The sequence below is a fragment of the Microbacterium sp. genome (assembly GCF_031179285.1).
Classification (GTDB): Bacteria; Actinomycetota; Actinomycetes; order Actinomycetales; family Microbacteriaceae; genus Microbacterium.
Genome location: NZ_JAPSHY010000007.1, coordinates 79,165 through 105,584 on the forward strand (window position 1 = coordinate 79,165; position 26,420 = coordinate 105,584).

Annotated in this window: 23 protein-coding genes and 1 pseudogene; 3 read left to right on the plus strand and 21 right to left on the minus strand. The window is 68.2% G+C overall.

The window, feature by feature from the left end; all coding sequences use genetic code 11:
- Positions 1-54: 54 nt before the first annotated feature.
- From RIN18_RS06360 to aroC, 10 genes and pseudogenes are all read right to left on the minus strand, one after another.
- Positions 55-1,632, minus strand: a complete 1,578-nt coding sequence (locus RIN18_RS06360) for a Rieske 2Fe-2S domain-containing protein (RefSeq protein WP_309103113.1) — start codon at positions 1,630-1,632, stop codon at positions 55-57.
- A gap of 60 nt (positions 1,633-1,692) precedes the next feature.
- On the minus strand, positions 1,693-2,619 hold the full coding sequence (locus RIN18_RS06365; RefSeq protein ID WP_309103114.1) for a phosphotransferase: 927 nt from the start codon (positions 2,617-2,619) through the stop codon (positions 1,693-1,695).
- A 49-nt stretch (positions 2,620-2,668) separates the two neighbouring features.
- Positions 2,669-5,638, minus strand: coding sequence for an SNF2-related protein (locus tag RIN18_RS06370; RefSeq protein WP_309103115.1), 2,970 nt, complete (start codon positions 5,636-5,638; stop codon positions 2,669-2,671).
- Positions 5,639-5,686: 48 nt separating this feature from the next.
- Positions 5,687-6,097, minus strand: a complete 411-nt coding sequence (gene nusB, locus RIN18_RS06375) for a transcription antitermination factor NusB (RefSeq protein ID WP_309103116.1) — start codon at positions 6,095-6,097, stop codon at positions 5,687-5,689.
- Positions 6,098-6,100: 3 nt separating this feature from the next.
- Positions 6,101-6,661: an elongation factor P gene (efp, locus tag RIN18_RS06380; RefSeq protein ID WP_309103117.1), complete on the minus strand. Its 561-nt coding sequence runs from the start codon at positions 6,659-6,661 to the stop codon at positions 6,101-6,103.
- A 67-nt stretch (positions 6,662-6,728) separates the two neighbouring features.
- Positions 6,729-7,190, minus strand: a complete 462-nt coding sequence (gene aroQ / locus RIN18_RS06385) for a type II 3-dehydroquinate dehydratase (RefSeq protein WP_309103187.1) — start codon at positions 7,188-7,190, stop codon at positions 6,729-6,731.
- Between the two features lie 21 nt (positions 7,191-7,211).
- Positions 7,212-7,670 (minus strand): annotated as a pseudogene (locus RIN18_RS06390) (GNAT family N-acetyltransferase); the annotation flags it as partial.
- On the minus strand, positions 7,667-8,755 hold the full coding sequence (aroB, locus tag RIN18_RS06395; protein ID WP_309103118.1) for a 3-dehydroquinate synthase: 1,089 nt from the start codon (positions 8,753-8,755) through the stop codon (positions 7,667-7,669). The gene aroB and the pseudogene RIN18_RS06390, both read right to left, overlap by 4 nt.
- Positions 8,752-9,267, minus strand: coding sequence for a shikimate kinase (locus tag RIN18_RS06400; RefSeq protein WP_309103119.1), 516 nt, complete (start codon positions 9,265-9,267; stop codon positions 8,752-8,754). Before RIN18_RS06400 ends, aroB begins: the two co-directional genes overlap by 4 nt.
- Positions 9,254-10,483, minus strand: a complete 1,230-nt coding sequence (gene aroC, locus RIN18_RS06405) for a chorismate synthase (RefSeq protein WP_309103120.1) — start codon at positions 10,481-10,483, stop codon at positions 9,254-9,256. Before aroC ends, RIN18_RS06400 begins: the two co-directional genes overlap by 14 nt.
- Positions 10,484-10,669: 186 nt before the next feature.
- On the opposite strand from aroC, the gene RIN18_RS06410 reads away from it, so the two are divergent.
- Positions 10,670-11,479, plus strand: a complete 810-nt coding sequence (locus RIN18_RS06410) for an SDR family oxidoreductase (protein ID WP_309103121.1) — start codon at positions 10,670-10,672, stop codon at positions 11,477-11,479.
- A 13-nt stretch (positions 11,480-11,492) separates the two neighbouring features.
- On the opposite strand, the gene RIN18_RS06415 is transcribed toward RIN18_RS06410, so the two are convergent.
- The 7 genes from RIN18_RS06415 to RIN18_RS06445 all read right to left on the minus strand — a co-directional run bounded on the left by RIN18_RS06415 (position 11,493) and on the right by RIN18_RS06445 (position 19,381).
- Positions 11,493-12,317 carry a shikimate dehydrogenase gene (locus RIN18_RS06415; protein ID WP_309103122.1) on the minus strand — a complete coding sequence of 275 codons (825 nt, stop codon included), beginning with the start codon at positions 12,315-12,317 and terminating at the stop codon, positions 11,493-11,495.
- Between the two features lie 3 nt (positions 12,318-12,320).
- A complete protein-coding gene (mltG, locus tag RIN18_RS06420; RefSeq protein WP_309103123.1) occupies positions 12,321-13,694 on the minus strand; it encodes an endolytic transglycosylase MltG in 1,374 nt (457 codons plus the stop codon).
- 1 nt (position 13,695) lies between these two features.
- Positions 13,696-14,169, minus strand: a complete 474-nt coding sequence (gene ruvX / locus RIN18_RS06425; protein ID WP_309103124.1) for a Holliday junction resolvase RuvX — start codon at positions 14,167-14,169, stop codon at positions 13,696-13,698.
- Positions 14,166-16,826, minus strand: a complete 2,661-nt coding sequence (gene alaS, locus RIN18_RS06430; protein ID WP_309103125.1) for an alanine--tRNA ligase — start codon at positions 16,824-16,826, stop codon at positions 14,166-14,168. Before alaS ends, ruvX begins: the two co-directional genes overlap by 4 nt.
- 67 nt (positions 16,827-16,893) lie before the next feature.
- A complete protein-coding gene (locus RIN18_RS06435; RefSeq protein WP_309103126.1) occupies positions 16,894-17,082 on the minus strand; it encodes a hypothetical protein in 189 nt (62 codons plus the stop codon).
- Between the two features lie 119 nt (positions 17,083-17,201).
- Complete coding sequence (gene rpsD / locus RIN18_RS06440; RefSeq protein ID WP_309103127.1) at positions 17,202-17,831, minus strand: 30S ribosomal protein S4; 630 nt, start codon at positions 17,829-17,831, stop codon at positions 17,202-17,204.
- A 182-nt stretch (positions 17,832-18,013) separates the two neighbouring features.
- Positions 18,014-19,381, minus strand: coding sequence for a replication-associated recombination protein A (locus RIN18_RS06445; protein ID WP_309103128.1), 1,368 nt, complete (start codon positions 19,379-19,381; stop codon positions 18,014-18,016).
- Between the two features lie 86 nt (positions 19,382-19,467).
- Between RIN18_RS06445 and RIN18_RS06450 the strand changes: the two genes are divergently transcribed.
- Both RIN18_RS06450 and RIN18_RS06455 read left to right on the plus strand, forming a co-directional pair.
- On the plus strand, positions 19,468-19,773 hold the full coding sequence (locus RIN18_RS06450) for a hypothetical protein (protein WP_309103129.1): 306 nt from the start codon (positions 19,468-19,470) through the stop codon (positions 19,771-19,773).
- A 142-nt stretch (positions 19,774-19,915) separates the two neighbouring features.
- Positions 19,916-20,824: a formate/nitrite transporter family protein gene (locus RIN18_RS06455; protein WP_309103130.1), complete on the plus strand. Its 909-nt coding sequence runs from the start codon at positions 19,916-19,918 to the stop codon at positions 20,822-20,824.
- 101 nt (positions 20,825-20,925) lie between these two features.
- Here RIN18_RS06455 and RIN18_RS06460 read toward each other — a convergent pair whose 3' ends face one another.
- From RIN18_RS06460 to nirB, 4 genes are read right to left on the minus strand one after another with little or no spacing between them, the layout of a single operon-like run.
- Complete coding sequence (locus RIN18_RS06460; RefSeq protein ID WP_309103131.1) at positions 20,926-22,059, minus strand: uroporphyrinogen-III synthase; 1,134 nt, start codon at positions 22,057-22,059, stop codon at positions 20,926-20,928.
- Positions 22,056-23,288, minus strand: coding sequence for a uroporphyrinogen-III C-methyltransferase (gene cobA, locus RIN18_RS06465; RefSeq protein ID WP_309103132.1), 1,233 nt, complete (start codon positions 23,286-23,288; stop codon positions 22,056-22,058). The genes RIN18_RS06460 and cobA overlap by 4 nt, the downstream gene beginning before the upstream one ends.
- On the minus strand, positions 23,285-23,638 hold the full coding sequence (nirD, locus tag RIN18_RS06470; RefSeq protein WP_309103133.1) for a nitrite reductase small subunit NirD: 354 nt from the start codon (positions 23,636-23,638) through the stop codon (positions 23,285-23,287). Before nirD ends, cobA begins: the two co-directional genes overlap by 4 nt.
- 8 nt (positions 23,639-23,646) lie before the next feature.
- Positions 23,647-26,223, minus strand: coding sequence for a nitrite reductase large subunit NirB (gene nirB / locus RIN18_RS06475; protein WP_309103134.1), 2,577 nt, complete (start codon positions 26,221-26,223; stop codon positions 23,647-23,649).
- Between the last annotated feature and the right edge of the window lie 197 nt (positions 26,224-26,420).

The following is a 26,420-nucleotide window of genomic DNA, read 5'->3' on the forward strand; positions in this document are numbered from 1 at the left end:
GGTTGCTTGCGGTGTCGAGTCTACCGGGTCGGCGAGACTGATTCGGTGCCGCGCTCAGCTCGCCGGACGCAGCGCCTCGTCGGTGAGCTCGTCTGCCTTCTTCGATCGGATGGGGTGGCCGCTGGTCGACAGGCAGCGCCCGGTCTTCAGGTCCCACTTCCAGTCATGCATGCTGCAGGTGAGCACACCGTCCTCGTCGACCTTGCCGGTCTTGGTGAGGTCAGCGCGCAGGTGCGGGCAGCGACGCTGAACGACCCAGTCGCCGATCTCGGCATCCTCGGTCTGGTCCGTCTGCTCCTGATACCAGTTCTCCACGTACTCGATGCGATCGACCGAGAGGCACTTGAAGAACGTGTAGATGAACTCGTTGAACTTGCCCTTGCGCCCGGCCGAGAACTGCAGTGAGAGGAAGATCGAGTTGGACCAGTCGATCTCGTGATCCCGGATGTTGGTGGAGACCAGGTCGGCGGGGATCGAATACCAGAACTCCACATCCTCGCCGTCGAACCGCCGCACCTTCGCACGGGGGAAGTCGACGACGATGTCCAGCTCTCCGATCGTCATGCGCACCGGTCCGCCGACGCCGAGACGGATGGTCCTCGACTTCTTCAGCAGCGGTTCCCACCACTGCTGGAGAGCCTCGAGCATCTCGTCGGCCGGCATGATCGCGGCGCGGGATGCCTCTTCGTCGCGCAGCTCCTGCTGACGCGACGCCCGCTGCTCCTCGAGGTAGTCCCACTTCTCATCGAACATGCGGGCGATCTCGGCATCCGTGTACAGCGACTGCTGCGTGGTCACCTCGCCCTGATCGATCGTCACCACCGTCCCCGGCACGAACAGCTGACCGTCGTACTGCGGGGCGAGTTCCTTCAGGTGCTCGAGGAACTGCTTCTGATCCGTGAAGATCGAGTCGTCCTGCCTGCCGAGCCCGTTGTAGTCGAACAGATCATCGCGCAGGAACATCGGCGGACCCGCCATCGGGAACACGTGCGGGGCGTCGACCTTCTCGATGTAGTACATCGCACGCTTGTTCTGCGCCTCGCGCTTGAGCCGCGCGAAATTCTGCTTGGCGTCCAGCGGCAGGTCGTACACCATGGGCCACCAGATCGCACCGGAGACCTGCGTGAAGTACGCGTCCGGCTTGCCGAAGCCCAACAGCTTCTCGAGATCGAGCGGGTGCGAGTCGTTCTGGTTGAGCACGGAACCGGTGCCGTCGTCGACGCTCAGGGAGGAATCGCCGATGGGGCCGTCACTGGGGGCGCGAAGCGGCGTGATCATGATCTTCAGTTCGCCGCGCTGGATCACCTCGCCAGCGGGTGCGTAGGTGATGTTGTGATAGCCGAGAGCGCGGATGTCCTGCTCGAGGTCGTCGATCGGATATTCGGGAAGCAGGACCTCGATGTCCTTGCGGATGTACCGCTGGAGCAGCTTCGGATCGAAGTGGTCGCGATGGCGGTGCGAGATGTACAGGAAGTCGGCGTCGCGCCCGAGCCGCTCCCAGTCCAGGCCGCGGTTGTCCGGGAACGGGAACCAGGAACCGAAGAAGGACGGTCCGAGCACGGGGTCGCAGATGATGTTCCCGCCGACTGTCTCGATGAACATCCCGGCGTGGCCGAGTCCCGTGATCCGCATTGCTCTCCTTCAGGTGTGAACCGCTCGATTCTACCCGGGGCTGTCTGGGCGCACCCGGTGTCAGGGATTCGGGAATGCCTGCAGCCCCTGCCAGAGCACCAGAATCTCCAGCCACACCTGTTCCGAGGCGCTGAGCGGGGAAACCGCGTGATACGCCTGCCACAGGAGGCGCTGGGTCGCCGGCTCTGTCGGCCCCCAGTTCGTGAACCGCGTCGCGAGATAGACGCACGCCTGCGCGAGGTCGTTGACGCGATGATCCATCGTCACGTCGTCGAAATCGAGGATGCCGACGACCGTCGATTCCCGCGTGAGGATGTTGGCCGCTCGATAGTCGCGGTGAACGAGTTGCGGGCCACCTTCCAGCGGGGGTGCGTCCTCCACGAGGCGTTCGAGTCGAGAGAAGGCGGCATTCCCGGCTCGGTGTCGCTGGGAGCTCAACCACCCCTCGATGCGGGTTCTGACCGACCGTGGGCTGCCCTCTCGAAGGGCCGGGTCCACGTCGCTGATCCGCAGGGCCCGGTGCAGGTCGGCCAGGCACGCGCCCGCTGCCCGAACGGCATCCCGGTCCGTCACGTCGAGCCAGCTGCCCGGAAGTTCCGGGAGGACGGCGATCGACAGCCGCCCCGCCGGCCCCTCCAGCTCGACACGGACATGCCCCGCTGTCGAGGCGGCCGGGGCCGCCACCGGGAGGTCGTGCGCCGCCAGGTCTCGCAGCAGGCGGGTCGACGCATCCAGCCGCGGGAACCTGTCGCGGTCCCGCGACCACTTCACGACATAGTCGCGATCATCGCTCGCGACCCACGCGATGGCGTTCTGGTCGCTGATCACCAGGCGCGGACAGTCGCGCACCGTGATTCCCCACTCCTCTGCCAGCACATCCGTCAACCAGTCGGCGACGGCATCCTGATCGCCGAATCCGAACCGTTGACGCAGTGCTTCACCGGGTTCGTCGGTCTCCCACAACATCGACAGTCCACTCGGCAGCATCGCGAAAGTGTACCCGTCCCGTGCTGCGGCGCACCGAACGACCCGGCGCTCAGTCGTCGAAGAGCCCGCGGATGTCCTCGGCGGTGAGGATCTGTGAGAACAGCGCCTCGTCGTCCATCACGCTGGTGAACAGGCGAGACTTGCGACGCTGCAGATCCAGCACCTTCTCTTCGATGGTCCCCGTCGAGATCAGCCGGTAGACGAAGACCTGAGCGGTCTGCCCGATGCGATGTGTCCTATCGACGGCCTGTGCCTCGGCGGCCGGATTCCACCACGGATCCAGAAGGAAGACGTAGTCCGCCTCGGTCAGCGTGAGGCCGAATCCGCCCGCCTTGAGGCTGATGAGGAACACGGGCTGCTCACCGTCTCGGAACCCGTCGACGACCTTCTGCCGCTGCCGGGTGGACCCGTCGAGGGAGGCGAACGGGATTCCGGCCGCCTCCAGTCGCTCTGCGGCCATGGCGAGGTACGACGTGAACTGGCTGAAGACGAGCGCGCGGTGGCCCTCGGCCTGCAGTTCCACCACCCGCTCCAGCAGAACGTCGAGCTTGCGAGAGCCGATCCGCGCGTCTGCGGCATCGATCAACGCCGGCGCGAGACTGAGCATGCGCAGCATCGTCAGCGAGCGGAACACGATGAACCGGTTGCGATCGAGGTCCTCCAGCAACCCGAGCACCTTCTGGCGCTCACGCTGCAGCACGACGTCGTACAGTGCGCGGTGAGACGGGCTCAGTTCCACTTCCAGCAGCTGTTCCTGCTTCGCGGGGAGGTCTGAGGCCACCAGTTCTTTGGTACGGCGGAGCATCAGTGGGCGAATCCGACGGCGCAGGCGCTCGAGTCTGCGCCGCCGGTACTCTCCGCCCTCGGCGTTTTCCGGCACCTTTCCCTGCTCGATGGGCTGGATGTAGTCCTCGCGGAACTTCCGCGCCGAGGGGAACAGACCAGGGGCCGCGAGCTTCAGCAGCGCCCAGAGTTCGCTGAGACTGTTCTCCATCGGCGTCCCCGTGACGGCGAAGGTCACGTCGGCTCGGAACGCGGCGATGGCGCGATGGAGTTTCGTCGCGTGATTCTTGACGAACTGAGCCTCGTCGAGGATGAGACCGGCCCATTCGACGGCGCGGAACTCCTCCTCGTCGAGTCTGGCGAGGGTGTACGAGGTCACGACGACGTCGGCACCGCGGGCGACATCCGACAGCGGCTCGTCACGCTTTCCCGCCGTCTGCTCCAGCACGCGTACCTGCAGCGACGGCGTGAAGCGTGAGGATTCGGTGTGCCAGCTCGCGAGCACCGAGGTGGGCGCGAGCACCAGGAAAGGACGCCCCTCGCCCTCGTTCTTCGCGTGCAGGATGAGCGTCAGCAGCTGCAGCGTCTTGCCGAGCCCCATGTCATCCGCCAGGATGCCACCGAGCCGGTGCCGCCAGAGAAAGGCGAGCCACTCGAATCCGGCCCGCTGATACGGGCGAAGCTCGGCGCGCAGACCGTCGGGTATCGGTACCGCGGGTACGCCGGTCGCAGCGCGCAGTCCCTCGGACGTCTTCCGCCAGCTGACCGCCGGCACAGCCTCGTGGGCGAGATCCTCGAAGTCTTCCCAGAGCGCGTGCTGATAGCGGTTGATGCGGGGTCCCGTCTCCCACTCCGCGAGCTCACCCGCCTCCTCGATCAGTTCGCGCAGCCGGTCGAGCGCCGGGTGAGTCAGCGAGAGGTAGCTGCCGTCGACGAGGAGGAGCTTGCGTCGGCCCTTGCTCATCGCCGTGAACAATGGCTGGAACGGGATCGTCCTGCCGTCGATCTTCACCAGCACGCCGAGGTCGAACCAGTCCGGGTCTGTCGTCTCGAGCGTGGACACCGTGATCTCCGGTTCACCCGACAGCTCGCGGTAAGTCTTGCGCCGCCCGGAGACCGACACCGACGCACCGGTCGCCTCGAGTGCCGGGACGCCGTGGGTGACGAACTCCGCGGCCTCCACGTCGTGGAACGCCCCGGATGTCTGCAGGGGCCCGCCGGTCTTCTCACGCCACACTGCTTCGAGCGCACGCCGCTGCTCCTGTTCGGCTGCGTCGTCGCGCACCGCATCGCCCGAAGCATCGAACGGAACCCTGCCGAAACCTCGATACTCCCATTCGAAGGCGTACTTGACAGTGTCGCCCCGATGGAACGACAGGATCAGCACCGCGCGCGGCGGGGGAAGATCAGGAAGCACGACGCCGCCAGCGGTACGGACGGACATGCGACGCGCGAGGAGCGGATACGCGTCGCGCAGGAAAGCACGCTCGTCCTCGGGCGGAACGTGCAGCGGACCCTGAACGTTCAACAGGGCGTGCACGGGTTCACTCAGGGAGACCTCTGCGAGCGTGACCGCGATCCGGGCGCCGGCGATCGACACCGCGTACACGCCGCTGCGGCCGATGGTGCGCACGCCGGCGGGTTCGACGAGGCGTCCGTCGACGGTGACCTCAGGAGCGACGATCAGACCCCCGTCGCTCCCTCGTGCGACCCGCGCTGTGATCGCGCAGTCGGCCGCGAGCGAGACACTGCTGCCCTTCTGATTGGCGACGAGGGGGATGCCGATCGCCTCGCCGGCACGCAGGTGGGCCCACAGCAGGCCGGAGTCGATGTGGTCGACCAGCAGCCAGTCCCCTGCCGTGCCGGAGAGGAGGGTGTCGCGTGCGATGCTGAGCAGATCCGCGAACCAGCGGGTGCTCTCGCGACCGAATTCGGACGTGGGACGACGTACCGAATCCCATGAGACGCTCCCGTGGACCCATGCGCCCGTCGCGTCGCTGCGCATGAGCGGGCGGATGCCGAGATGCCACTCCCCCTCGTTCCGCGCCACATCACGGGCGGTGGCGGCACGCATCGGCCTCGGTCCCCACGGGTTCGCCGCCCGCGCTTCGCGGTGGCGGAGTTCCACACCGAGGGCGAGCCGGGAACCGCGTCCCGCCGCCGCGGTGGAGATGAGCGTGCGCCACGCCGGCGCCGGGTCGCCGGGCGACGCGGGTGTCGAAGCGGGGATCGACATGGCGTCATCCTCTCGCGAGCCGCCGACACCGAGCGGTCGGCTGCCTGGTCAGACGGAACGGGCGACGCGGGCGAGCACGCCGTGCACGAACGCACCGGAGTCGTCCGTGGAGAACTCCTTCGCGAGCTCGACGGCCTCATCGATCGCGACGGCCGTCGGGATCTCGTCGTTGTAGAGGATCTCCCAGGCGGCGATGCGCAGCAGCGCACGATCGACGGCCGGCATCCGCTCGAGCTTCCAGTCGCGGCTGTGGGTCGTGATCTGCTCGTCGATCTCGTCGCGGTGGTCGATGATGCCGTCGACGATCTCGCGCGCATACAGCCAGGAAGCTTCACGCGCCGGTTCGCTGGCGGCGCGCTTGGCTTCGGCGGCGAGCGTCACGGCGACGTCGTCACCGCGCACGTCGGCGGAGAACAGGATGTCGAGAGCGCGCTTGCGCGCCTTGGTGCGGGCACTCACGCCTTACTTCTCGCGACCGAGGTATTCGCCCGTACGGGTGTCGACCTTGACCTTGGTGCCGGTCTCGAGGAACAGCGGAACCTGGATCTCATAGCCGGTCTCGAGCGTCGCGGGCTTCGTGCCTGCGGACGAGCGGTCTCCCTGGAGGCCCGGCTCGGTGTAGGTCACTTCGAGGGTGACCGACGCCGGCAGGTCGATGTAGAGCGGGTTGCCGTGGTTCAGGGCGATGGTGACCTGCTGGTTCTCGAGCAGGAAGTTCTTCGCGTCGCCGACGGTGGCGGCGCCGACGGTGAGCTGGTCGTAGTCCGTGGCATCCATGAAGACGAAGCTGTCACCGTCGGTGTAGAGGTAGGTGAAGTCGCGACGGTCGACGTTCTCGATCTCGATCTTGGCGCCCGCGTTGTAGGTGCGGTCGACGACCTTGCCAGACACGACGTTCTTGAGCTTGGTCCGCACGAACGCGCCACCCTTGCCCGGCTTGACGTGCTGGAACTCGATGACGCTCCAGAGCTGACCGTCGATCGAGAGGACGACGCCGTTCTTGATGTCTGCAGTAGATGCCATGCGCTGAGAGTTCCGTTCGTCTGAGATCGTTGCGGCCGACACGCTCAGGATGGGCCGACAGTCGATTCTACGGGATGAGCGCGATCAGCCGTCGCACGGCCCTCGCATAGCCGGCGACGCCCTCACCGATCACGCGCACCGCGGCAACGTCGTGCAGATAGGAGTGATGGCGGAACTCCTCGCGCGCGTGGACGTCGGAGATGTGCACTTCGGCGAAGGGCAGCGTGACACCGGTGAGCGCGTCGCGCAGCACCACGGAGGTATGGGTGAGGCCACCCGGGTTGATCACGATTCCGGCGCAGTCGTCGCGGGCGGCGTGGATCGCGTCGATGAGCACGCCCTCATGATTGCTCTGCACCGCGCGCACCTCGTATCCGAGCACGGCGGCGGTATCCGCCACCGTATCCTCCACGTCCCGAAGGGTGGCGGTGCCGTAGATCTCGGGCTCGCGCGTGCCCAGCAGGTTGAGGTTCGGGCCGTTGACCAGCAGCAGGCGCCGCGTCGTGCCCGCTGCGAGCGGCCGGCTCATCACGTACTCCGTGCCGTTGACGTGCTCGGTGATCTCGCCGGTGCGGGTGAAGCCGCAGCGCTCGTAGGCTGCCACAGCGCGGCCGTTGTCGACGTGCACCTCGAGCACGAGCTCGGTCCACCCTCGTCCTCGCGCCCACTGCGCCGCGGCCTCCAGAAGCGCCTCGATCGTGTGGCTGCCGCGATGCTCCGGCGTGACGAAGACGCCGACGACGAGCCCGGTGTCGCTGCGCTCGCTGTGGCGGAGAACGGTGACGGTGCCTGCCCAGTCGCCGCCGTCGGACACGGCGATGAACTGTGCGGCGTCGTCGCCCTCCGCGCTGTTGCGCGCGCGATCCTGCCAGAACGAATCAGGCTGAGCCGAGGCGTTGGGCAGCGTGTCGAGGAAGGCAAGATTCGCGATCGGGTCAGCCAGTGCGCGCAGCCGGAGTGCCTTGACCTCGCGCCACTCGTCCGGGCGGATGCGTCGTACCGTCATCATGCTCCGACCTCCTGGTATGCGGCGAACATCAGCGACTCGTCAGGCGCCTGAAGCACGGTCGGCTTGGCGATGTCGTCGAGCAGGATGAACCGCAGCATCCCACCGCGACTCTTCTTGTCACGCTGCATGGTGGCCAGCAGCTGCGGCCAGGCCCCCGCACGGTACGAGGTCGGCAGGCCGAGCGATTCCAGCACGGACCGGTGCCGGTTGGCACCGTCATCGGACAGGCGCCCGGCGAGTCGCGACAGCTCGGCGGCGAACAGCATCCCCACCGAGATCGCGGCCCCGTGGCGCCACCGGTACCGTTCGGCGTGTTCGATGGCGTGCCCGAGGGTGTGGCCGTAATTGAGGATCTCGCGCAGGCCCGCCTCACGGAAATCGTCAGAGACCACGCGAGCCTTCATGTCCACGGCGAGTTCCACGGCGCGGCGGAACTCGTCGGTGGTGGGGTCGACGGCGCGGGCAGGGTCGGCTTCGATGATGTCGAGGATCTCGGGCGCCCAGATGAAGCCGGCCTTGACGACCTCTGCGAACCCGGCGGTCGCCTCGTTCTCGCTGAGTGTCTTGAGCTCATCGAGATCACCCACGACGGCTCGCGGAGCCCAGAACGCTCCGACGAGGTTCTTCCCCTCGGCGGTGTTCACGCCCGTCTTTCCCCCGATCGAGGCGTCCACGAGTCCGAGCACGGTGGTCGGCACCTGAACCAGCTGGACGCCGCGGAGCCATGTCGCCGCGACGAAACCCGCGAGGTCCGTGACCGCTCCCCCGCCGTATCCGATGACGGCGTCGGTGCGGGTGAAGTCCGCCTGCCCCATGACCTGCCAGCAGAATGCCGCGACCTCGATGCGCTTTCCCTGTTCGGCATCGGGGATCTCAGCGAGCAGCACCTCCCGCCGGCCGTTGGCGGTGTCGGCGAGGAGGCGGTCGCGCAGCTCCGCCGCACGCGCGGCGAGGGTGGGCGGATGCACCACGAGGACTTTGCGCACACCGGGATCGAGCGCCGCGGACACGCGATCCAGGATGCCGCGTCCGATGGTGATGCCATAGGGGTCGTTCCCGGTGACACTGATGGTCGTCGTACTCATCTCAGCTCTCTTCTCCATGCCACGATCTCGTCTGCGATACGCTGCATCGGGCGCCGTGAGGTGTCGAAGGTCACCGTGGCGACCTCCTCATACCAGTCGCGCCGCTCAGCGAAGATCCTCTTCCAACGCTCGAGCGGGTCATCGCCCGCCAGCAGCGGCCTCTTCGAGCCGCGGATCCGATCCGCGACCGCCTCCTCGGACACCGCGAGGTACACGACCGGGTACGCCTGCAGCAGGGCTCGCGTTCCGGCATCCGTCACGGCGCCGCCCCCCAGCGAGATCACTCCCCCCGCCTCCAGTGCCTCCGCGACGGCGGCGCGCTCCAAATCGCGGAAGTACGCTTCGCCCTGAACGGCGAAGACCTCGGAGATCTGCCCGTGCTCGGCGGTGATCCTCTTGTCGGTGTCGATCAACGCGACGCCGAGGCGGCGAGCCACACGCCGACCGATGCTGGTCTTGCCCGCGGCCATGGGGCCCACGAGCACCAGCGTGGTCTCGTCAGTCTCCGACATCGGACGCGATGAGCGCGGCCTCGGACGCCGGAGCGGTGCGCAGCTCGTCCGGGATGCCGGCGAGGTAGCCCTCGAGGTTCCGGCGGGTCTCACGGATGCTGTCGCCGCCGAACTTCTCGAGCACAGCGCGCGCGAGTTCGATGGCCACCATCGCCTCGGCGACGACACCGGCGGCGGGAACCGCGCACACGTCGGAGCGCTGATGGTGCGCGGTCGCCTCCTCACCGGTGGTGACGTCGATGGTGCGCAGCGAGTGCGGCACGGTGGCGATCGGCTTCATGCCGGCGCGGACCCGCAGCACGGTGCCCGTCGACATGCCGCCCTCGGTGCCTCCGGCGCGGTCTGAGCCGCGGGTGATGCCGTCGGCGGTCGCGAAGAGTTCATCATGCGCGGCCGAACCGCGCCGGCGGGTGGTCTCGAAGCCGTCTCCGATCTCGACCCCCTTGATCGCCTGGATGCTCATGAGGGCCTGGGCCAGGCGTGCGTCGAGTCGGCGGTCCCAGTGCACGTGCGAACCGAGGCCGGGCGGGAGCCCGTATGCGAGGACCTCGACGATGCCGCCGAGCGTGTCGCCGTCCTTCTTGGCGTCGTCGACCTCTGCGACCATGAGCGCGGACGTGGACGCATCGAAGCACCGCAGCGGATCGGCGTCGAGGGCGTCGACGTCGTCCGGCGTGGGCAGTGCGCTCCCCTCTGGCACCCGGACGGGTCCGATGGAGAGCGTGTGGCTGACGAGACGGATGCCGAGTTCGCCGAGGAACGAACGAGCCACAGCACCGAGTGCGACCCGGGCCGCGGTCTCCCGCGCGCTCGCCCGCTCGAGGATGGGGCGGGCCTCGTCGAAGTCGTACTTCTGCATGCCGACGAGGTCGGCATGACCGGGACGCGGACGCGTGAGAGGCGCTCCGCGACCGCGGGACTTGTCGGTGAGCTCGACGGGTTCGGGGTTCATGACCTCGATCCACTTCGGCCACTCGGTGTTCCCGATGCGCAGGGCGATCGGGCTTCCGAGGGTCTTGCCATGGCGCACGCCGCCGGAGATCGTGAGCTCGTCCTGCTCGAACTTCATCCGGGACCCGCGGCCGTATCCGAGCTTGCGACGCTCCAGGTCGGCCTGGATCGCCTCGGACGACACCGGAACGCCGGAGGGAAGACCCTCCATGACGGCAATGAGTTCTGGACCGTGCGATTCGCCGGCCGTGAGCACGCGGAGCATTGCTCTAGTCTCCCACGCCATTCGACTGCGGCCCGCCCGCGTTTCGACGCATCAGCCTGTCGCCGTCGTCCCCGTGGTGTGCACACCGCCCCTCTGGGCTATTGCAACTGCCCGATTGCATCTCGCGGAGATCTGTGGTTCGGTAGTGCAATCAATCATTTGCAGATCACCCCGATCGGAGAACCCATGACTTCCTTGCTGCTCGAGAACAAGAACGCCGTGATCTACGGAGGTGGTGGGGCGATCGGCGGGGCGGTTGCGCGCGCATTCGCCCGGGAGGGAGCGGTGGTCTTCCTCGCGGGACGCACCGGGTCGAAGCTGGACGCCGTCGCGCGGACGATCCGTGACGCCGGAGGAACCGTCGAGACCGCGGAGGTGGACGTCCTCGACCAGCAGGCGGTCGAAGACCACGCGGATGCCGTCGCTGCCCGATCCGGCAGGATCGACATCGCCCTCAACGCGGTGAGCATCATGCACACCCAGGGGACGGTCCTGGCCGACCTGTCACTCGAGGAGTTCCTTCGCCCGATCGACGGCTTCCTGCGGACGCTGTTCATCACGAGCAAGGCGGTGGCGCGGCACATGGGCGGAGAGCACCCGGGCGTCATCCTCACGCTGTCCGAGCCCGGCTCGAAGCTGGCCATCGACGGCATCCTCGGACACGGGGTGAGCGCCGCGGGCAAAGAGACTTTCACGCGACTGCTCGCCGCGGAACTGGCTCCTCGCAACGTGCGCGTCGTCGGCATCCGCCCGCATGCCGTCGTCGACGCGCCTTCCGCCGGCTCCTACACCGGCGAACTCTTCCAGGCGCCGGCTGACGCCTCGGGTCGATCGGTCGAGGGCTTCCTGAGGACGGAGATGGCGCAGGGCACCATGCTCAAGCGGCTGCCCACCCTCGCTCAGGTGGCCGAGACGGCCGTGTTCCTGGCCTCAGATCATGCTGCGGCGATGACCGCGACGATCGTCGACCTCTCCGCAGGCGCAATCGCGCACTGAGGGCACGGCATCCTCAGCGCGCCGCGTCGAGCGCTTCCCGCATCGCCGAGACGACCTCGGCCTCGTCGGGCAGGACTCCGTTCGGATCGCCCTGCAGGAAGATGCGGATCTGTCTCACGGCCTGGTGCAGCAGCATCCCGAGCCCGGAGACGACCACCCCGTCGCCCCACCCCGCCGAAAGCGTCGAGGGCCATGGGGCATAGGCGGCGTCGAACAGCGCGCCACCCGCGGAGGCCAGTGTCGACACGGTCTCTTCTGGCAGCGCGGTGCCGCCGGGAAGCGTAGCGAGGGTCAGGTCGACGGCATCCGCCTCCCGTTCGAAACCGGCGATGTCGACCCGAACACCGAGCCGTGCACCGAGGTCGACGAGTCCGGATGCACGGTCGGGTCGTCGGGCGCGCACGTCGGCCCGTCGCGCGCCGATCTCCGCCGCCGCGACGAGCGACGATGCCGCCGTCGCTCCCGCCCCGAGAATGCGGACAGAGGCGACGTCGCTGACGCCGTGCTCCGCAAGGGCATCGATGATGCCGCCGACATCCGTGTTGAATCCCGCAGGCTCTCCGCCGAGGAGCAGCGTGTTGGCGGCCCCGGTCATCTCGGCATGCCGGTCGCGGACCGCAGCGGCGCGGAACGCCGCCTCCTTGAGCGGCATCGTCAGCGAGAGCCCGCGCCACGAGGAGTCGATGGATGCCAGGGCAACGATGAAGCCGTCCGCGGATACCTGCCTTCTGGTGTACTCCCAGTCGAGACCGAGCACCCGATAGGCGGCGGCGTGCAGCGCTGGAGACTTCGAATGCGCGATCGGGTCGCCCCAGACGGCGAGTCGTCTGCGACTCACGCGTCAGCAGCCCGCGTCAGGGTTGGCCTTGCACCAGGTGCGCCACTTCTCGATGCCCTGCTGGTGCTCCTCGTAAGTCTCGGAGAACTGCGTCTCTCCGGTGTGCAGGTCGATCGTGACGAAGTAGAGCCACGGGCCTTCCTCCGGGTGCATCGCCGCCGCGATGGCGGCGTCATTGGGGCTGGCGATCGGGGTGACCGGAAGCCCCTCGTGGACATAGGTGTTCCAGGGGTTCGGATCCGCGAGTGCCTCGGCGGAGCTCGAGACGACGCCCTCGTGCAGCGAGCCGTAGCCGTACTGCGCCGTCGAATCCATCTGCAGCTTCATGTCGATGTCGAGCCGGTTCTGGATGACACGGGAGACCTTGCCGAAATCAGCGGTCCGCGCCTCGCGCTGGATGATCGAGGCGATGGTCAGCACGCGCTGCGCGTCGGCCTCGGGCACGCCGGCGGTGGCGAGCGACTCCCTGGTGCGCTCCACCATGCGGGCGATCACGTCGGTGGCGGTGACCCCGGGATCGAAGGTGTAGATCGCCGGGAAGAGCCACCCCTCGAGACTCTGGGCCGAGACTCCGTAGGCAGCGGGGTCAGCGACCGCGGCCTCGAAGTCCTCGACCGGAAGCCCGAGTGTGTCGGCCATGCTCTGCAGCGACGCCGCGATCGTGCCGCCCTCGGCCATCCCGACGGTGTTCTCCAGCTTGTTGCCTTCATCTCGCAGCGCAGCCAGCGCTGCCTCTGCCGTCATCTTCTTCTGAAGCTTGTACACGCCGGGATAGAACGTGACGGCGACCGCCTCATCGATGAGGTAGTCGTAGAAGACGTCCTCCGTCTTGGTCACTCCGGCCTCGTGCAGCGCCGTCGACACCGGCCGGCCGGTGTCGCCCTCGCGGATCGTGACCAGAGCCTCTCCGGTGGCGATACCGGGCTCCCAGTCCTTCGGCTCGCCCCAGCCGAGAGTCTCACTGATCTTGTCGCCGTAGGTGTTCCATGCCCAGACTCCCCCGGCGGCCAGACCACCGACGATCGCCAGGACGACGACGAGCGCGACCAGGCAGCCGCGGCGGCGCTTCTTCTTCGGCGGGCGCAGATCGGAGTCGTCATGATCGGCCTGGAACAGGTCCTCCAGCCGCCCGCTCGGTGACTCTGCGATCGGCGCGCTCGTCGACGGCACCTCGGCGGCCGCGACGGACTGGTCGGCGTCGGCATCCGGCTGCGGTGTACCCGCCGCCTGCCGTGCCGCCCGGCGCGACCCTGGCGACGGGGCGCTGTTGTTGTCGACCGTCGGCAGCTGCTGCGTCGGCGCAGGAAGGTTCTCGAACAGGTCACCCAGACGTGCGTCCGGATCGCGCCGAGGGGAAGCACTGTCGCGTTCGGGCATCTCAGACGGTCTCCTCGTCGAACGGGATGGCCGCACCGGGCGGGTTTCCGGTGCTCTTCTCCGTGTCGATCGCCTGCTGCAGAAGCACCACGGCGGCGACCTGATCCACAATGCTACGAGAACTTCGCTGCGTTCTCCCCGAAGATCGGAGGGCGGCGTGTGCGCTGACAGTGCTCAACCGTTCGTCGACGAGCCGGACAGGGATCTGCGCGTGCGCCTGCAGCTGGGCCGCGAAAGCGCGTGCGTCGGTCGTCGACGGCGTGTCGGCGCCCTGCATGTTCACCGGCAGGCCGACGACGAACTCGATGGGCTCGTACTCGCGCGCGAGGTCCGCGAGCCGCTCGATCGAGGTGTCCGAACGCGGCACGGTCTCGACGGGCACGGCGAGCATCCCGTCCGGATCGCAGCGGGCGACGCCGATCCGAGCCCTACCGACGTCGATGCCGAGCCGGACGCCCCGCCGGAATCCGCTCACGCGCCGCGAAGCTCCTGAGTGACGGCGTCGAGCGCTGCGGGCAGCGCCGACGCGTCGGCTCCGCCTCCCTGCGCGACGTCGTCGCGGCCGCCGCCACCTCCGCCGAGCACCCCGGCGGCTCGCTTCGCGAGCGCTCCCGCCTTGGCTCCTGCGGCACGGGCAGCCTCGTTCGTGGCGACCACGACGACCGGCCGTCCGCCGATGATCCCGCCGAGGGCGACGACCGCGGCATCCGATCCCAGGCGCTCACGAACACCGAGAGCGAGCCCGCGGATGTCGTCCGCCGAGGCGATCTCTCCGAGCGAGAGCGCGGCGACGCGATGCGCGCCGACGCGCACGGCCGCGTCGGCGATCGCCGGCACGTGGCCTGCGCGTTCCTTCGCCTCGAACTGGGCGATGCGCTTCTCTGCCGCTTTGAGATTCGCGGTCAGATCGGCGATACGGCTCGCCAGCTGGTCGCGCGGCGTCTTCAACGCGGTCGTCAGCTGCGAGACGATCGCGCGCTCCGCGGCGAGCTCTCGGAACGCATCCTGACCGACCAGGGCCTCGATGCGGCGGTTCGATGCGCCGACCGACGACTCTCCGACGAGGCTGACCAGGCCGATCTCCGAACTCGAATCCACATGCGTTCCGGCACAGAGTTCACGCGACCACGGACCGCCGATGTCGACCATCCGCACCACGTCGCCGTACTTCTCGCCGAACAGCGCCATGGCGCCGGCCTCCTTGGCCTCGTCGAGCGAGACGATGCGCGTGGTGACCTCGAGGGCGTCCTGCACGGCCCGATTGGTGATCTCCTCGATCTCCGATCGGGTCTCGGCCGACAGCGCCTGCGACCACGTGAAGTCGAATCGCATGTAGCCGGCGCGGTTCAGCGACCCCGCCTGCGTCGCGGACGGACCGAGCGTGTCACGGAGCGCGGCATGCACGAGGTGCGTCGCGGAGTGCGCCTGACGCGCCGCACGGCGGTTGGCAGCATCCACGACCGTCGTCGCCGGGTCGTCGACCGAGACGCTGCCCTGCGTCACCTCGACCGTGTGGCTGATGAGCCCCGCCACCGGACGCTGCACGTCGAGCACGTCGAGCACGAAGCCGGCGCCGACGATCGTGCCCTTGTCGGCGACCTGTCCGCCGGATTCCGCGTAGAGGGTGGTCTCAGCGAGCACGACCTCGGCGATCTGACCCTCGGCGGCTGTCTTCACCGGCTGGCCGTCGACGAGGATCCCGAGGATGCGCGACTCGACCTCGAGTTCGGAGTAGCCGTCGAACCCGGTCTCGCCCAGCGAGCGCAGCTCGCGGTAGACCGACATGTCCGCGAGCTGGCGCTTGCGGTTGCGTGCGTCCTCCTTGGCCCGGGTGCGCTGTTCCTGCATCAATGAGTCGAAGGCCGCCCGATCGACGTCGAGCCCGGCTTCCTCCGCCACCTCGAGGGTGAGGTCGATCGGGAATCCGTAGGTGTCGTGAAGGAGGAAGGCCTCCGATCCGCTGAGGGTCGCACCGCCGCCCTTCTTCGTCTCGTCGAGCGCCAGGTCGAGGATCGTCGACCCCTGCGCCAGCGTGCGGCGGAACGTCTCCTCCTCCGCGAACGCGGAGGCGGACAGCGTCGACCAGTCCTTCTCGAGCACCGGGTACGCCGTCTTCATGGCATCGCGAGACGCGGCGAACAGCTCGGGGAACACCGGTTCGTCCACTCCGAGCAGTCGCATCGAACGAACGGTGCGGCGCATGAGGCGTCGCAGGATGTAACCGCGGCCCTCGTTCGACGGGCGGACGCCGTCGGACAGCAGCATGAGCGACGAGCGGACGTGGTCGGCGATCACCCGGAAACGGACGTCGTCTTCGTGCACCGCGCCGTAGCGGCGACCGGAGAGTTCGACGGCGCGATCGAGCACCGGGCGTACCTGATCGCTCTCGTACATGTTCTCGACGCCCTGCTTGAGGAACGCCACGCGCTCGAGTCCCATCCCGGTGTCGATGTTCTTCTGCGGAAGCTCCCCGACGATGTCGAACTCGGTCTTGCCGCGGATGTTCTCGATGAAGTCCTGCATGAACACGAGATTCCAGATCTCGAGGAAGCGGGAGTCGTCGGCTGCGGGTCCACCGTCTCTGCCATAGGCCGGGCCCCGGTCGAAGAAGATTTCCGAATCGGGACCGCCGGGTCCGGGCTGGCCCGTGTTCCAGTAGTTGTCGGCGCGACCCAGACGCTGAATGCGCTCGGGCTTCAGCCCGATGATGTCGCGCCAGATCGCCTCGGCCTCATCGTCGGTCTCGTACACCGTGACCCAGAGGTCCTTCTCATCGAACGCGAGGCCTCCGTCTGCCTCGGATGATGTCAGCAGCTCCCACGCGTAGCGGATCGCGCCCTCTTTGAAGTAGTCGCCGAACGACCAGTTCCCGAGCATCTGGAAGAACGTTCCGTGGCGGGCTGTCTTGCCCACCTCTTCGATGTCGTTGGTGCGGATGCACTTCTGCAGATCTGCGATCCGCGGGTGCGGCGCCGGCACCACCCCGGTGAGATACGGGATCATCGGCACCATGCCCGCCACCGTGAACAGCAGCGTCGGGTCGTCGCTCACGAGCGAGGAGGAAGGGACGATGACGTGGTCGTTCTTCTCGAAGAAGTCGAGATAGCGCTGCGCGATCTCCGCAGTTTTCATAGTGGTGCCGGGTGTCCTTGCGTGTGAAGTGTGAGAGTTCGCGCGTGCGCGTCGCGGGGCGAGGGGGTCAGTCGTCGCCCGGCTCGGTGAGCCGCGCCTGCTGCTCCCGGTAGGAGTCGCCGATGATCGCGGTGAAACCGTTGATCCTGGCATCGACCTCGGCGAGGATGTCGTGGCCGCGGGGATCCTTGTTCATGAAATGGGCGGCGACGAAACCACCGATCACGCCGATCAGGAACCACAGCACGTTCTTCATGTCGAAATCCTCGCCCTCTGCCCGCGGAGACGCGGTGTGTCCATCGTAGGCCGAAACGACAAGAGGCGTCGGGAACCCCCGACGCCTCTTGTATGACAGGTTCGAACCCGCCGGAATGCTCAGCGAGCCGCGTAGTACTCGACGACGAGCTGCACTTCGCAGGTCACGGGGACCTCGGCGCGCTTCGGGCGACGCACGAGACGCGCCTCAAGCTTGTCGAGCTCGACCTCGAGGTAACCCGGAACGGGGGGAAGCACCTCGGCGTGACCGCCGGCTGCGGCCACCTGGAAGGGCTCGGTGCCCTCGCTCTTGGGCTTGACGTGGATGAGCTGACCCGGCTTCACGCGGAAGGACGGGCGGTCGACGAGCTGGCCGTCGACCATGATGTGGCGGTGCACGACGAGCTGGCGCGCCTGCGCGGTGGTGCGGGCGAAGCCCGAACGCACGACGAGGGCGTCGAGGCGCATCTCGAGCAGCTCGACCAGGTTCTCACCGGTCAGGCCGTCGCGACGGCGTGCCTCATTGAACGTGTTGCGCATCTGCTTCTCGCGGATGCCGTACTGCTCGCGCAGACGCTGCTTCTCACGCAGACGCACAGCGTAGTCGCTGTCCGTCTTGCGCTTCGTGCGGCCGTGCTCTCCGGGAGCGTACGGGCGCTTCTCGAGGTAGCGGGCGGCCTTCGGGGTGAGCGGGATGCCGAGGGCGCGGGACAGGCGGACCTTGCGGCGGTCCTGGGACTTCGTGGTCACGAAGTGTTCCTTCCGATGACGTGGACGTGTCTTTCACGACTCACGGACGTATCTCCCCCGCCGGCCCTTCCGTGTGCACGCCGGGGCACGAAGGAAGGTGAGTGAGAGCGAGGGGATGCCCGAAAACTGTGTTTCGAGCCGGTCAAGTCTAACAGATCAGCGGAACGGCGGTCCGTACGCGATCAGCGGTCCTCGAGGATGCGTCGGATCTTCTCGAGCCGTGCGGCGATGTCGCGCTCGGCGCCCAGCTGCTTGGGCTCGTAGTATCGCCGGCCGTCGAGCTCGTCGGGAAGGTACTGCTGCGGCACGACGCCGTACTCGCTGTCGTGCGAATAGACGTATCCCTTGCCGTGCCCGAGGCGCTTGGCCCCTGAATAGTGCGCATCGCGCAGATGCAGCGGCACTCGGCCGAACCCTCCGGAGCGGATATCGGCGATCGCGGCGTCGATGCCCGTGTACGCCGCGTTCGACTTCGCCGTCGTCGCGAGGTAGACCGTCGCCTCAGCCAGCGGAATCCGACCCTCCGGCATGCCGATGAACGCCACGGCATCGGCGGCGGCCACGGCGATGACGAGACCCTGCGGGTCTGCGAGCCCGACGTCCTCGGACGCCGAGATGACAAGACGACGGGCGATGAAACGAGGGTCTTCGCCGGCCTCGATCATCCGCGCGAGGTAGTGCAGCGCGGCATCCGGGTCGGAGCCGCGGATCGACTTGATGAACGCGCTGATGACGTCATAGTGCTCATCCCCCTGCCTGTCGTACCGCAGCAGGGCGCGATCGACCGCCTGCGCGACGTCGTCTGCGCTGATCTCGGGCGGCGAGACGGGATGATCGTCATCGTCATCGTCATCGTCATTCTCGTCGGTGACGTGCGAGAGCGCGACAGCCGCGCCCGCTTCGAGACCGGTGAGGGCTCGCCTGGCATCTCCCGAGGCGAGCCGGATCAAGGCCCCCCGGGCTTCCGCGGACAGCGTCACCGCACCGTTGAGCCCTCGGGGATCGGTGACCGCGCGGTCGACGAGCACTCCGATGTCGTCGTCCGTGAGCGCGTGCAGGGTCAGCAGCAGCGAGCGGGACAGCAGCGGCGAGATCACCGAGAACGACGGATTCTCCGTCGTCGCGGCGATGAGGATGACCCAGCCGTTCTCCACGCCCGGAAGCAGGGCATCCTGCTGCGCCTTGGTGAACCGATGGATCTCATCGAGGAAGAGGATCGTCGTCTGGCCGTACAGGTCGCGCTGGGTGATCGCCTCCTGCATCACCTCGCGGACGTCCTTCACACCGGCGGTGATGGCGGAGAGCTCGACGAAGCGGCGTCCGGACGACCGCGCGATCGCCTGCGCGAGCGTGGTCTTGCCGGTGCCGGGAGGACCCCAGAGAATGATCGACACCGCACCGGGAGAGGCCGCATCGGGATCGGCGAGAGCGACGATCGGAGAGCCCGACCGCAGGAGGTGCTGCTGGCCGGCGACCTCGGCGAGCGAGATCGGTCGCATCCGCACGGCGAGCGGGGTCTGCCCGGAGAGCAGAGCGGCGGCGGAGGTCATCCTCCCAGGCTAATGCGCGCCTCCGACGTCGACGGCGGTAGGCTCGCATGCGGCGCCCACGGGTGGGCCCGGAGGAGGAGAACGGCATGGCCGGACGTGGTCCGAGAGGTGACCAGCGAGCACGCACCGAAGCGGAACGCGCGCGGGTGTATGCCGCACGACGCGCGTGGCACGAAGGACTGGGGCGTCGCCGCGTGCGCGACAACACGGTCGCGGGCGTCGCAGGAGCGCTGATCCTCGCCGCCGTCATCGCCAGCCAGGTCGTGCACGCGCAGGTCACCGCACCCGAACCCGAGCCCACGCCGAGCATTTCGCCGACGCCGGTCGAGACGCCCGTCGAGACCCCGGCACCGATCCCCTCCGACACGCCCGCCGAGACACCCGCTCCGTAACGCGACTCCCGCTCACGCGCCACTCGGGCCGATGTGAGCGAAACGCTTCACGCCTGTAACGCGGAAGGCCCCCGCAGGAAACGACGCTGAGCCACGCTGGTCGCAGCCGAGCTCAATGCTCCTTTTCCCGTGGAGGTCGCCCGTGTCCTACGTCAAGCCCGCCGAACTCGTCACCCGCATGGTCGACGCCGGTGCCTACAAACTCCAGATGTCCACCCGCGACACGCTCATCCGTTCGTTCATGGGCGCTGCCCTTCTCACGATCGCCGCGGCCTTCGCGGTGACGGTGTCCACGAACACCGGCCAGCCGCTGCTCGGGGCGTTGCTGTTCCCGGTCGGCTTCGTCATGCTGTATCTGCTCGGGTACGACCTGCTCACCGGCGTCTTCACGTTGACCCCGCTCGCTCTTCTCGACAGGCGTCCGGGCGCGACTTTAGGGAGCATGTTCCGGAACTGGGGTCTGGTCTTCGTCGGCAACTTCGGCGGCGCGTTCATGGTCGCCATCCTCATGGCCGTGTACTTCACCTACGGCTTCGCCACCGAGCCGAGTGCCGTCGGGCACGCGATCGGAGAAATCGGTCATGGGCGCACCGTCGGATACGCCGATCACGGTGCCGCCGGCATGCTCACGCTGTTCATCCGTGGTGTGCTGTGCAACTGGATGGTCTCGACCGGCGTCGTCCTGGCGATGATCTCGGACAACGTTCTCGGCAAGATCGTCGCCATGTGGTTGCCGATCATGCTGTTCTTCTACATGGGCTTCGAGCATTCGATCGTCAACATGTTCCTGTTCCCGTCGGGGCTGCTCCTCGGCGCCGACTTCACGATCATGGACTACCTCATCTGGAACGAGATCCCCACCGTGTTCGGCAATCTCGTCGGAGGACTCCTTTTCGTCGGCCTCCCGCTCTACCTGACGCACGGGCGCACCTCGACGCGCAAGGTCCGCGCACCCCGCGCCGGCCGCATCTCCGCGGCTCGCGGGCAGGTCGGCGCGCCGAAGCAACCGGTACTCGCAGATCGCGTGGCTGAGCCCGCGAACGCCGGCTGATCCTGCCGACGTCGGTGCCCGGTGAGCGTCGCGCTCACCGGGCTCCGTTGTGCGCACGGCGCGGAGAAGGCCGCCACGGACAGCCCAGGGGCGCCGCGGATTCAGTCGGTCGTCTCGTCAACAGCGAGGCGATAGCCGCGCTTGACGACCGTGCGAACGAGGTCGAGGTCGCCCAGCGCCTCACGGAGCCGCGCGACAGCGACCTCGACGGCGTGCGGATTGCGCTCCGTGCCCGGCAGCACCCTCCCGAGCTCGGAGCGCGAGAGCACGTTGCCCCCGGCCGAGAAGAGGGCCTCCAGGAGTCCGACCGCCGTTCGCGACAGTGGGATCAGAGAGCCATCGGCGACGACACCACCGCTTCGCACCTCGATCCGTCCCGCGGCCGTGTGCAGGGCGGGAGCGTGGCCGCCGCCGAAGTGGGCGATCACACAGCGCGCGAGGGACCCGAGTCGGCCGCGGTCCGCCACCGTCGTGCGCATGCCGGCCTCGAGCAGTGGCGCTGCGGTGATCGGTCCGACGGCCGCGAGAAGGAGCCGGCCCTGGGACGCGCGACGCGAGATGCCCTCGGACGCTCCGGCATCCGCCGCGACCTGCAGCCACGACGAGGCGCCGGGCGCGGAGGTGAAGAGCACCGCATCCGCCTCACCCGAAGCCGCCTGGAGCGCCGAGCGCCGTACCACCTCCGGATCAGGTGGCGGTCCCCATCGATAGACCGTGATGCTCACGACCTCGGCGCCGTCCGCGGCGAGCAGTTCGTCCAGTCCGTCGGCGCCGGCACCGTGATGTTGGACGGCGATCCGCTTGCCCGCGATTCGCGAAGCCCGCAGATACTCGCCCACCTCCGCGGATGTCTCGGACTCGGCCACCCAGTCGGCGGTGAATCCGGCCTGCTGAATGGCGCCGTGCGCTTTCGGACCCCGCGCGACGAACTGCGCGCCGGCGAACGCGGCGGTCAGCTGCTCATCGAGGCCGTGTTCGTGCGCGGCATCCATCCAGCCGCGGAAGCCCACCCCCGTGGTGACGACGACGATGTCGGGCGGCGACACGATGAGCCGCTCGGTGCGCCGGAGCAGCTCCGCGTCATCGGCGTTCGGAACGATCGTCATGGCGGGCGCTCGATGCACCTGCGCCCCACGACGTTCCAGCGCCGTCGCGAGGTCGCTCGCCCGCCGGTCCGCCGCGATGATGACCGTGCACCCGGCGAGGGCTGCATCCAGCACGCGGGATCCGGTCACGCGGTGCTCTCCACCGTCGCGGAGACGGGAAGGAGAAGGTCTGCTCTGGCCACGTCGCCGAACACTATCACGGCGGGATTCTCGACCCGCTCCGCCTGCGCGACCGTCACGATGTCCGAAAGCCGGGCGCGGATGGTGCGCTGGTGCGGGCTGTGTCCGTTCTCGACGATCGCGACAGGGCTCTCCGTCGGTACGCCGTGCGCCAGGGCCGCATCCACGAGCCGCGGCAGAGCGGCGACTCCCATGAGGACGACGGTGGTGACGGCATCGTCGAGCATCGCGGCGAGGGTGGCTGGGGCGATGCCGCCCTGTCCGTTGACGACGTGCACGGCGGATGCCGTACCGCGGTGCGTCACCGGGATACCGGCGGACTGCGGCACCGAGATGGCGCTGCTCACACCGGGGGTGACCATGACGGGCACTCCGGCCGCGACGCAGGCGAGCACCTCCTCTCCCCCACGACCGAACACGAAGGGATCTCCGCCTTTGAGGCGCACCACACGCTTGCCGGCACGGGCGTGTTCGACGAGGAGCGCGTTGATCTCCTCCTGCGGGACAGGATGATCCCCCGGGCGCTTTCCGACGTCGATCACGAGCACATCGGAGCCGAGTTCGCCTCTCACCTCCGCCGCCGGCCCCAGGCGATCGGCGACCACGACGTCGGCCTCGGCGAGGAGTCGTCGTGCACGCACCGTCATCAGGTCTGCCGGCCCCGGTCCGCCGCCGATCAGATCGACGCGGCCCACGAGCCCCGGGCGACGTCGCCGGAGAGGCAGCCGACCGGATGAGAGCATCGCCGCCACCGCGTCGCGCACGTCCATCGAGCGGCGAGGATCCACGCCCACCACGCCGGTGACACCGACGACCACGTCGCCGGCAGAGGTCTGGGCTGTGAGGCGCGCCGACCCCATCGCGCCGTCCGAGGCGTTGATGCAGAGCCTGCGCTGGCGCTCGCACTGAGCCACCACCGCCCTGTCGACCCTGCGGTCTCCGGTCGCCGTGTGCACGAGCCACGCCGTTCTCACATCGCCTCGCCGGAACGGCCGCTTCGTCCACGGCACCGCGTTCTCCACCATGATGGCTCGCGTCTCCGGTGCGAGCTCAGGGGCCACCACCCGCACCAACGCGCCGTCGTCGAGGAATCGTCGCAGGCGCCGCGCCGTCACGAGCCCTCCGCCGACCATGAGCACCTCACGTCCGCGCAGGGACACGCCGAGCATCGTCGTCATGATCTCCCCTGCGCCGTGTCGAGGTGAACGACACCGTCCGCGATCAGCACGGGCCAGACCCGCAGAGCGGCGTCCTGCTTGCCCTGAGTGTCCAGGCAGACGCCGGTACGCAGATCGAACACCTGCTTGTGCAGTGGAGATGCGATCGTCGGAGCATCCCCCCTCGTTCCCACGATGCCACGGGAGATCACATTCGCGCCGCTGTACGGATCAAGGTTGGAGACCGCGTGCACCGCACCGTCGCGGGTGAGGAACAGCGCCACCTGCTCTTGACCGATGAGCGCAGCCCTGCCGCGTTCAGTCTCGAGCTCCTCCAACCGGCATACTCGCGTCATCGTCTGGTGCGTCATCACGATCGTCACCGCCTCACCTCCAGAGTTGTGCCCGCGATCAGCACGCCGGCCTGCCGCTCCTCGGGAGTGGCCGGCCTCACCTGCCCGCGCTCGGCGACGTAGGCGAGCGAGGGATCGGGGGTGTCCTCGGCATTGACGAACGACCGGAACCGGGCGAGCTTCGCCGGGTCACGCAGCGTCGCCGCCCACTCATCCTCGTAACGGTCCACATGCGCGGCCATGGCCGCGTCCAGATCGTCGCAGATCCCCAGGCTGTCGTCGAAGATCACCGCACGCAGGCCATCGAGCCCGCCCTCGAGCTCCTCACACCAGGGTGCGGTGCGCTGGAGCCGGTCGGCGGTGCGGATGTAATACATGAAGAACCGGTCGATCGCCCGGATCAGTGCGTCGTCGTCGAGGTCGGAGGCGAGCAGTTGGGCGTGGCGGGGGGAGAATCCGCCGTTGCCGCCGACGTACATGTTCCAGCCGGTCTCCGTGGCGATCACGCCGACGTCCTTCGAGCGCGCCTCCGCGCATTCGCGTGCGCATCCGGAGACACCTACTTTCAGTTTGTGCGGCGCACGCAGTCCTCGGTAGCGCAGCTCGAGTCGCACCGCCATCCCGACCGAATCCAGCACGCCGAATCGGCACCAGGTCGACCCGACGCAGGACTTCACCGTGCGCAGGGACTTGCCGTAGGCGTGTCCTGACTCGAAGCCCGCTTCCACCAGCCGGCTCCAGATGGCCGGCAACTGCTCGATACGAGCTCCGAACATGTCGATCCGCTGCCCGCCGGTGATCTTGGTGTACAGCGCGAAATCCTTCGCGATCTGTCCGATCACCAGCAGGCCGTCCGGCGTCACCTCACCGCCCGGCATCCGCGGCACGACTGAGTACGTGCCGTCCTTCTGCATGTTCGCCATCACGTGGTCGTTGGTGTCCTGGAGCGTCGCGTTCTCGCCGTCCAGCACGTGCGCGCCGACCAGAACAGCGAGGATGCTGGCGATGGCCGGCTTGCAGATGTCGCAACCGCGCCCGCGGCCGAACCGCTCCACGATCGTGCTGAAGGTGGTGAGCTGGGAGACCCGGATCGCGTCGAACAGCTGGCGGCGGGACATGTCGAAGTGTTCGCACAGCGCGTTCGACACCGACTGCCCGAGCTTCGTGAGCTCCTGCCCCACGAGCTTCTTCACCATGAGGACGCACGAGCCGCAGGTCGCTCCCGCCTTGGTGCAGGCCTTCACGGCGCCCGCATCGGCGCAACCTTCCTCGTGCACCGCCCGACGGATCCGCCCCGCTGTCACACTCGAGCAGGAGCAGACGACCGCCTCGTCCGGCAGCTCGCCGCCCGGGGCCTCGACGCCGCCCTGCGGCAGCAGATAGGCGGCGGGGTCGGCTCCGAGGCGGGCGCCGACGAGCGGCCGGAGGGCACCATAGGCCGCGGCGTCGCCGACCAGGATGCCGCCGAGCAGCGTCTGCGCGTCGTCGGAGAGCACGAGCTTCTTGTAGACGCCGGCGACGGGGTCGGCGTAGACGACGTCGAGCGCATTCGGGGTGGTGGCCAGCGCGTCACCGAAACTCGCGACGTCGACGCCGGAGAGCTTGAGCTTCGCGGATTCGTCGTAACCGGGGAAGGTGGCGTCCCCGCCGAGCAGCCGGGTCGCGGCGACCTCCGCCATCGCGTATCCGGGAGCCACGAGTCCGACGCAGCGCCCCTCGAAGTTCGCGACCTCGCCGATGGCGAGGATGTGCTCGTCCGAAGTCGAGCACTCGGCGTCGATGACCACTCCGCCTCGCGGGTGCACCTCGAGTTCGGCGTTGCGCGCCAGCTCGTCCCGCGGACGCACGCCGACGGTGAAGACGACGACGTCGGCTCGGTGGAACGAGCCGTCTTGGAATTCGAGTGCGGTGACCGCCCCGGACTCATCCGGGTCGAGGCGCGTGGTGCGGGCCTCGGTGCGCACGGCGATCCCCCGTCCTTCCAGCAGTCGGCGTAGCATTCCGCCCCCGGCGACGTCCAGCTGGGCGGACATCAGGCGGTCCGAGTACTGCACCACCGTGCATTCCACGTCCATCCCCTGCAGGGCGCCCGCGGCCTCGAGCCCCAGCAGGCCTCCGCCGATCACGGCTCCGCGCAGGGGGCGGCCGAGCATCCGTGAGCGCGCCTGCACGAAGTCCAGCAGTGCCTGCACGTCATCTAGGGTCCGATAGACGAAGCATCCGGGCAGGTCGGCGCCGTCGACAGCCACCCTGGCGGCGTAGGAGCCGGTCGCGAGGACGAGCGTGTCATAGCGCAGTGACCGCCGGGCCCTCGTCGTCACGCTCCGCGCCGCCCTGTCGATCCGGAGCACCCGGTCGTCGGGGATGAGGCGGACTCGCGCGTCATCGAACACGGCGCGATCCAGCACCAGCTCATCCGCGGTCGCGCCGGAGAAGAACGATGACAGCCCGACCCGGTCGTAGGGGTGGCGCCCCTCATCACCGATGACCGTCACCCTCATCGATTCGCCCGTGCGGGTGAGCAGGCTCTCGACGAAGCGATGCGCCACCATGCCCGCCCCGACCACGAGGATCTCCCGCTGCGTGCTCTCGATGTCGCTCATCGTGCTCCTGTCGGCCGGCGTACATGCTGTGCTGGCGACGATAGAAGCGCGGTGTTTCCCACAGCCGATACTGCGTGTTTCGCCCGTCGAACGATCTGCTCACAATCCGGTAACCATGGTGTGAGGGCAGGCCTCTACCCCGGACGGGTCACGTACTAGGCTGAACCTCGTCCTTTCCGCCTCCCGCGGGCTGACCG

What these genes read in the sequence shown, in the direction of transcription:
- RIN18_RS06360 (WP_309103113.1), bottom strand. Translation starts at nt 1,632, where the DNA reads ATGCGGATCACGGGACTCGGCCACGCCGGGATGTTCATCGAGACAGTC.
- RIN18_RS06365 (WP_309103114.1), bottom strand. Translation starts at nt 2,619, where the DNA reads ATGCTGCCGAGTGGACTGTCGATGTTGTGGGAGACCGACGAACCCGGT.
- RIN18_RS06370 (WP_309103115.1), bottom strand. Translation starts at nt 5,638, where the DNA reads ATGTCGATCCCCGCTTCGACACCCGCGTCGCCCGGCGACCCGGCGCCG.
- efp (WP_309103117.1), bottom strand. Translation starts at nt 6,661, where the DNA reads ATGGCATCTACTGCAGACATCAAGAACGGCGTCGTCCTCTCGATCGAC.
- aroQ (WP_309103187.1), bottom strand. Translation starts at nt 7,190, where the DNA reads ATGAGCCGGCCGCTCGCAGCGGGCACGACGCGGCGCCTGCTGCTGGTC.
- aroB (WP_309103118.1), bottom strand. Translation starts at nt 8,755, where the DNA reads ATGAGTACGACGACCATCAGTGTCACCGGGAACGACCCCTATGGCATC.
- RIN18_RS06400 (WP_309103119.1), bottom strand. Translation starts at nt 9,267, where the DNA reads ATGTCGGAGACTGACGAGACCACGCTGGTGCTCGTGGGCCCCATGGCC.
- aroC (WP_309103120.1), bottom strand. Translation starts at nt 10,483, where the DNA reads ATGCTCCGCGTGCTCACGGCCGGCGAATCGCACGGTCCAGAACTCATT.
- RIN18_RS06410 (WP_309103121.1), top strand. Translation starts at nt 10,670, where the DNA reads ATGACTTCCTTGCTGCTCGAGAACAAGAACGCCGTGATCTACGGAGGT.
- mltG (WP_309103123.1), bottom strand. Translation starts at nt 13,694, where the DNA reads ATGCCCGAACGCGACAGTGCTTCCCCTCGGCGCGATCCGGACGCACGT.
- alaS (WP_309103125.1), bottom strand. Translation starts at nt 16,826, where the DNA reads ATGAAAACTGCGGAGATCGCGCAGCGCTATCTCGACTTCTTCGAGAAG.
- RIN18_RS06435 (WP_309103126.1), bottom strand. Translation starts at nt 17,082, where the DNA reads ATGAAGAACGTGCTGTGGTTCCTGATCGGCGTGATCGGTGGTTTCGTC.
- RIN18_RS06445 (WP_309103128.1), bottom strand. Translation starts at nt 19,381, where the DNA reads ATGACCTCCGCCGCCGCTCTGCTCTCCGGGCAGACCCCGCTCGCCGTG.
- RIN18_RS06450 (WP_309103129.1), top strand. Translation starts at nt 19,468, where the DNA reads ATGGCCGGACGTGGTCCGAGAGGTGACCAGCGAGCACGCACCGAAGCG.
- cobA (WP_309103132.1), bottom strand. Translation starts at nt 23,288, where the DNA reads ATGACGACGATGCTCGGCGTGTCCCTGCGCGGACGTGAGGTGCTCATG.
- nirD (WP_309103133.1), bottom strand. Translation starts at nt 23,638, where the DNA reads ATGACGCACCAGACGATGACGCGAGTATGCCGGTTGGAGGAGCTCGAG.
- nirB (WP_309103134.1), bottom strand. Translation starts at nt 26,223, where the DNA reads ATGAGCGACATCGAGAGCACGCAGCGGGAGATCCTCGTGGTCGGGGCG.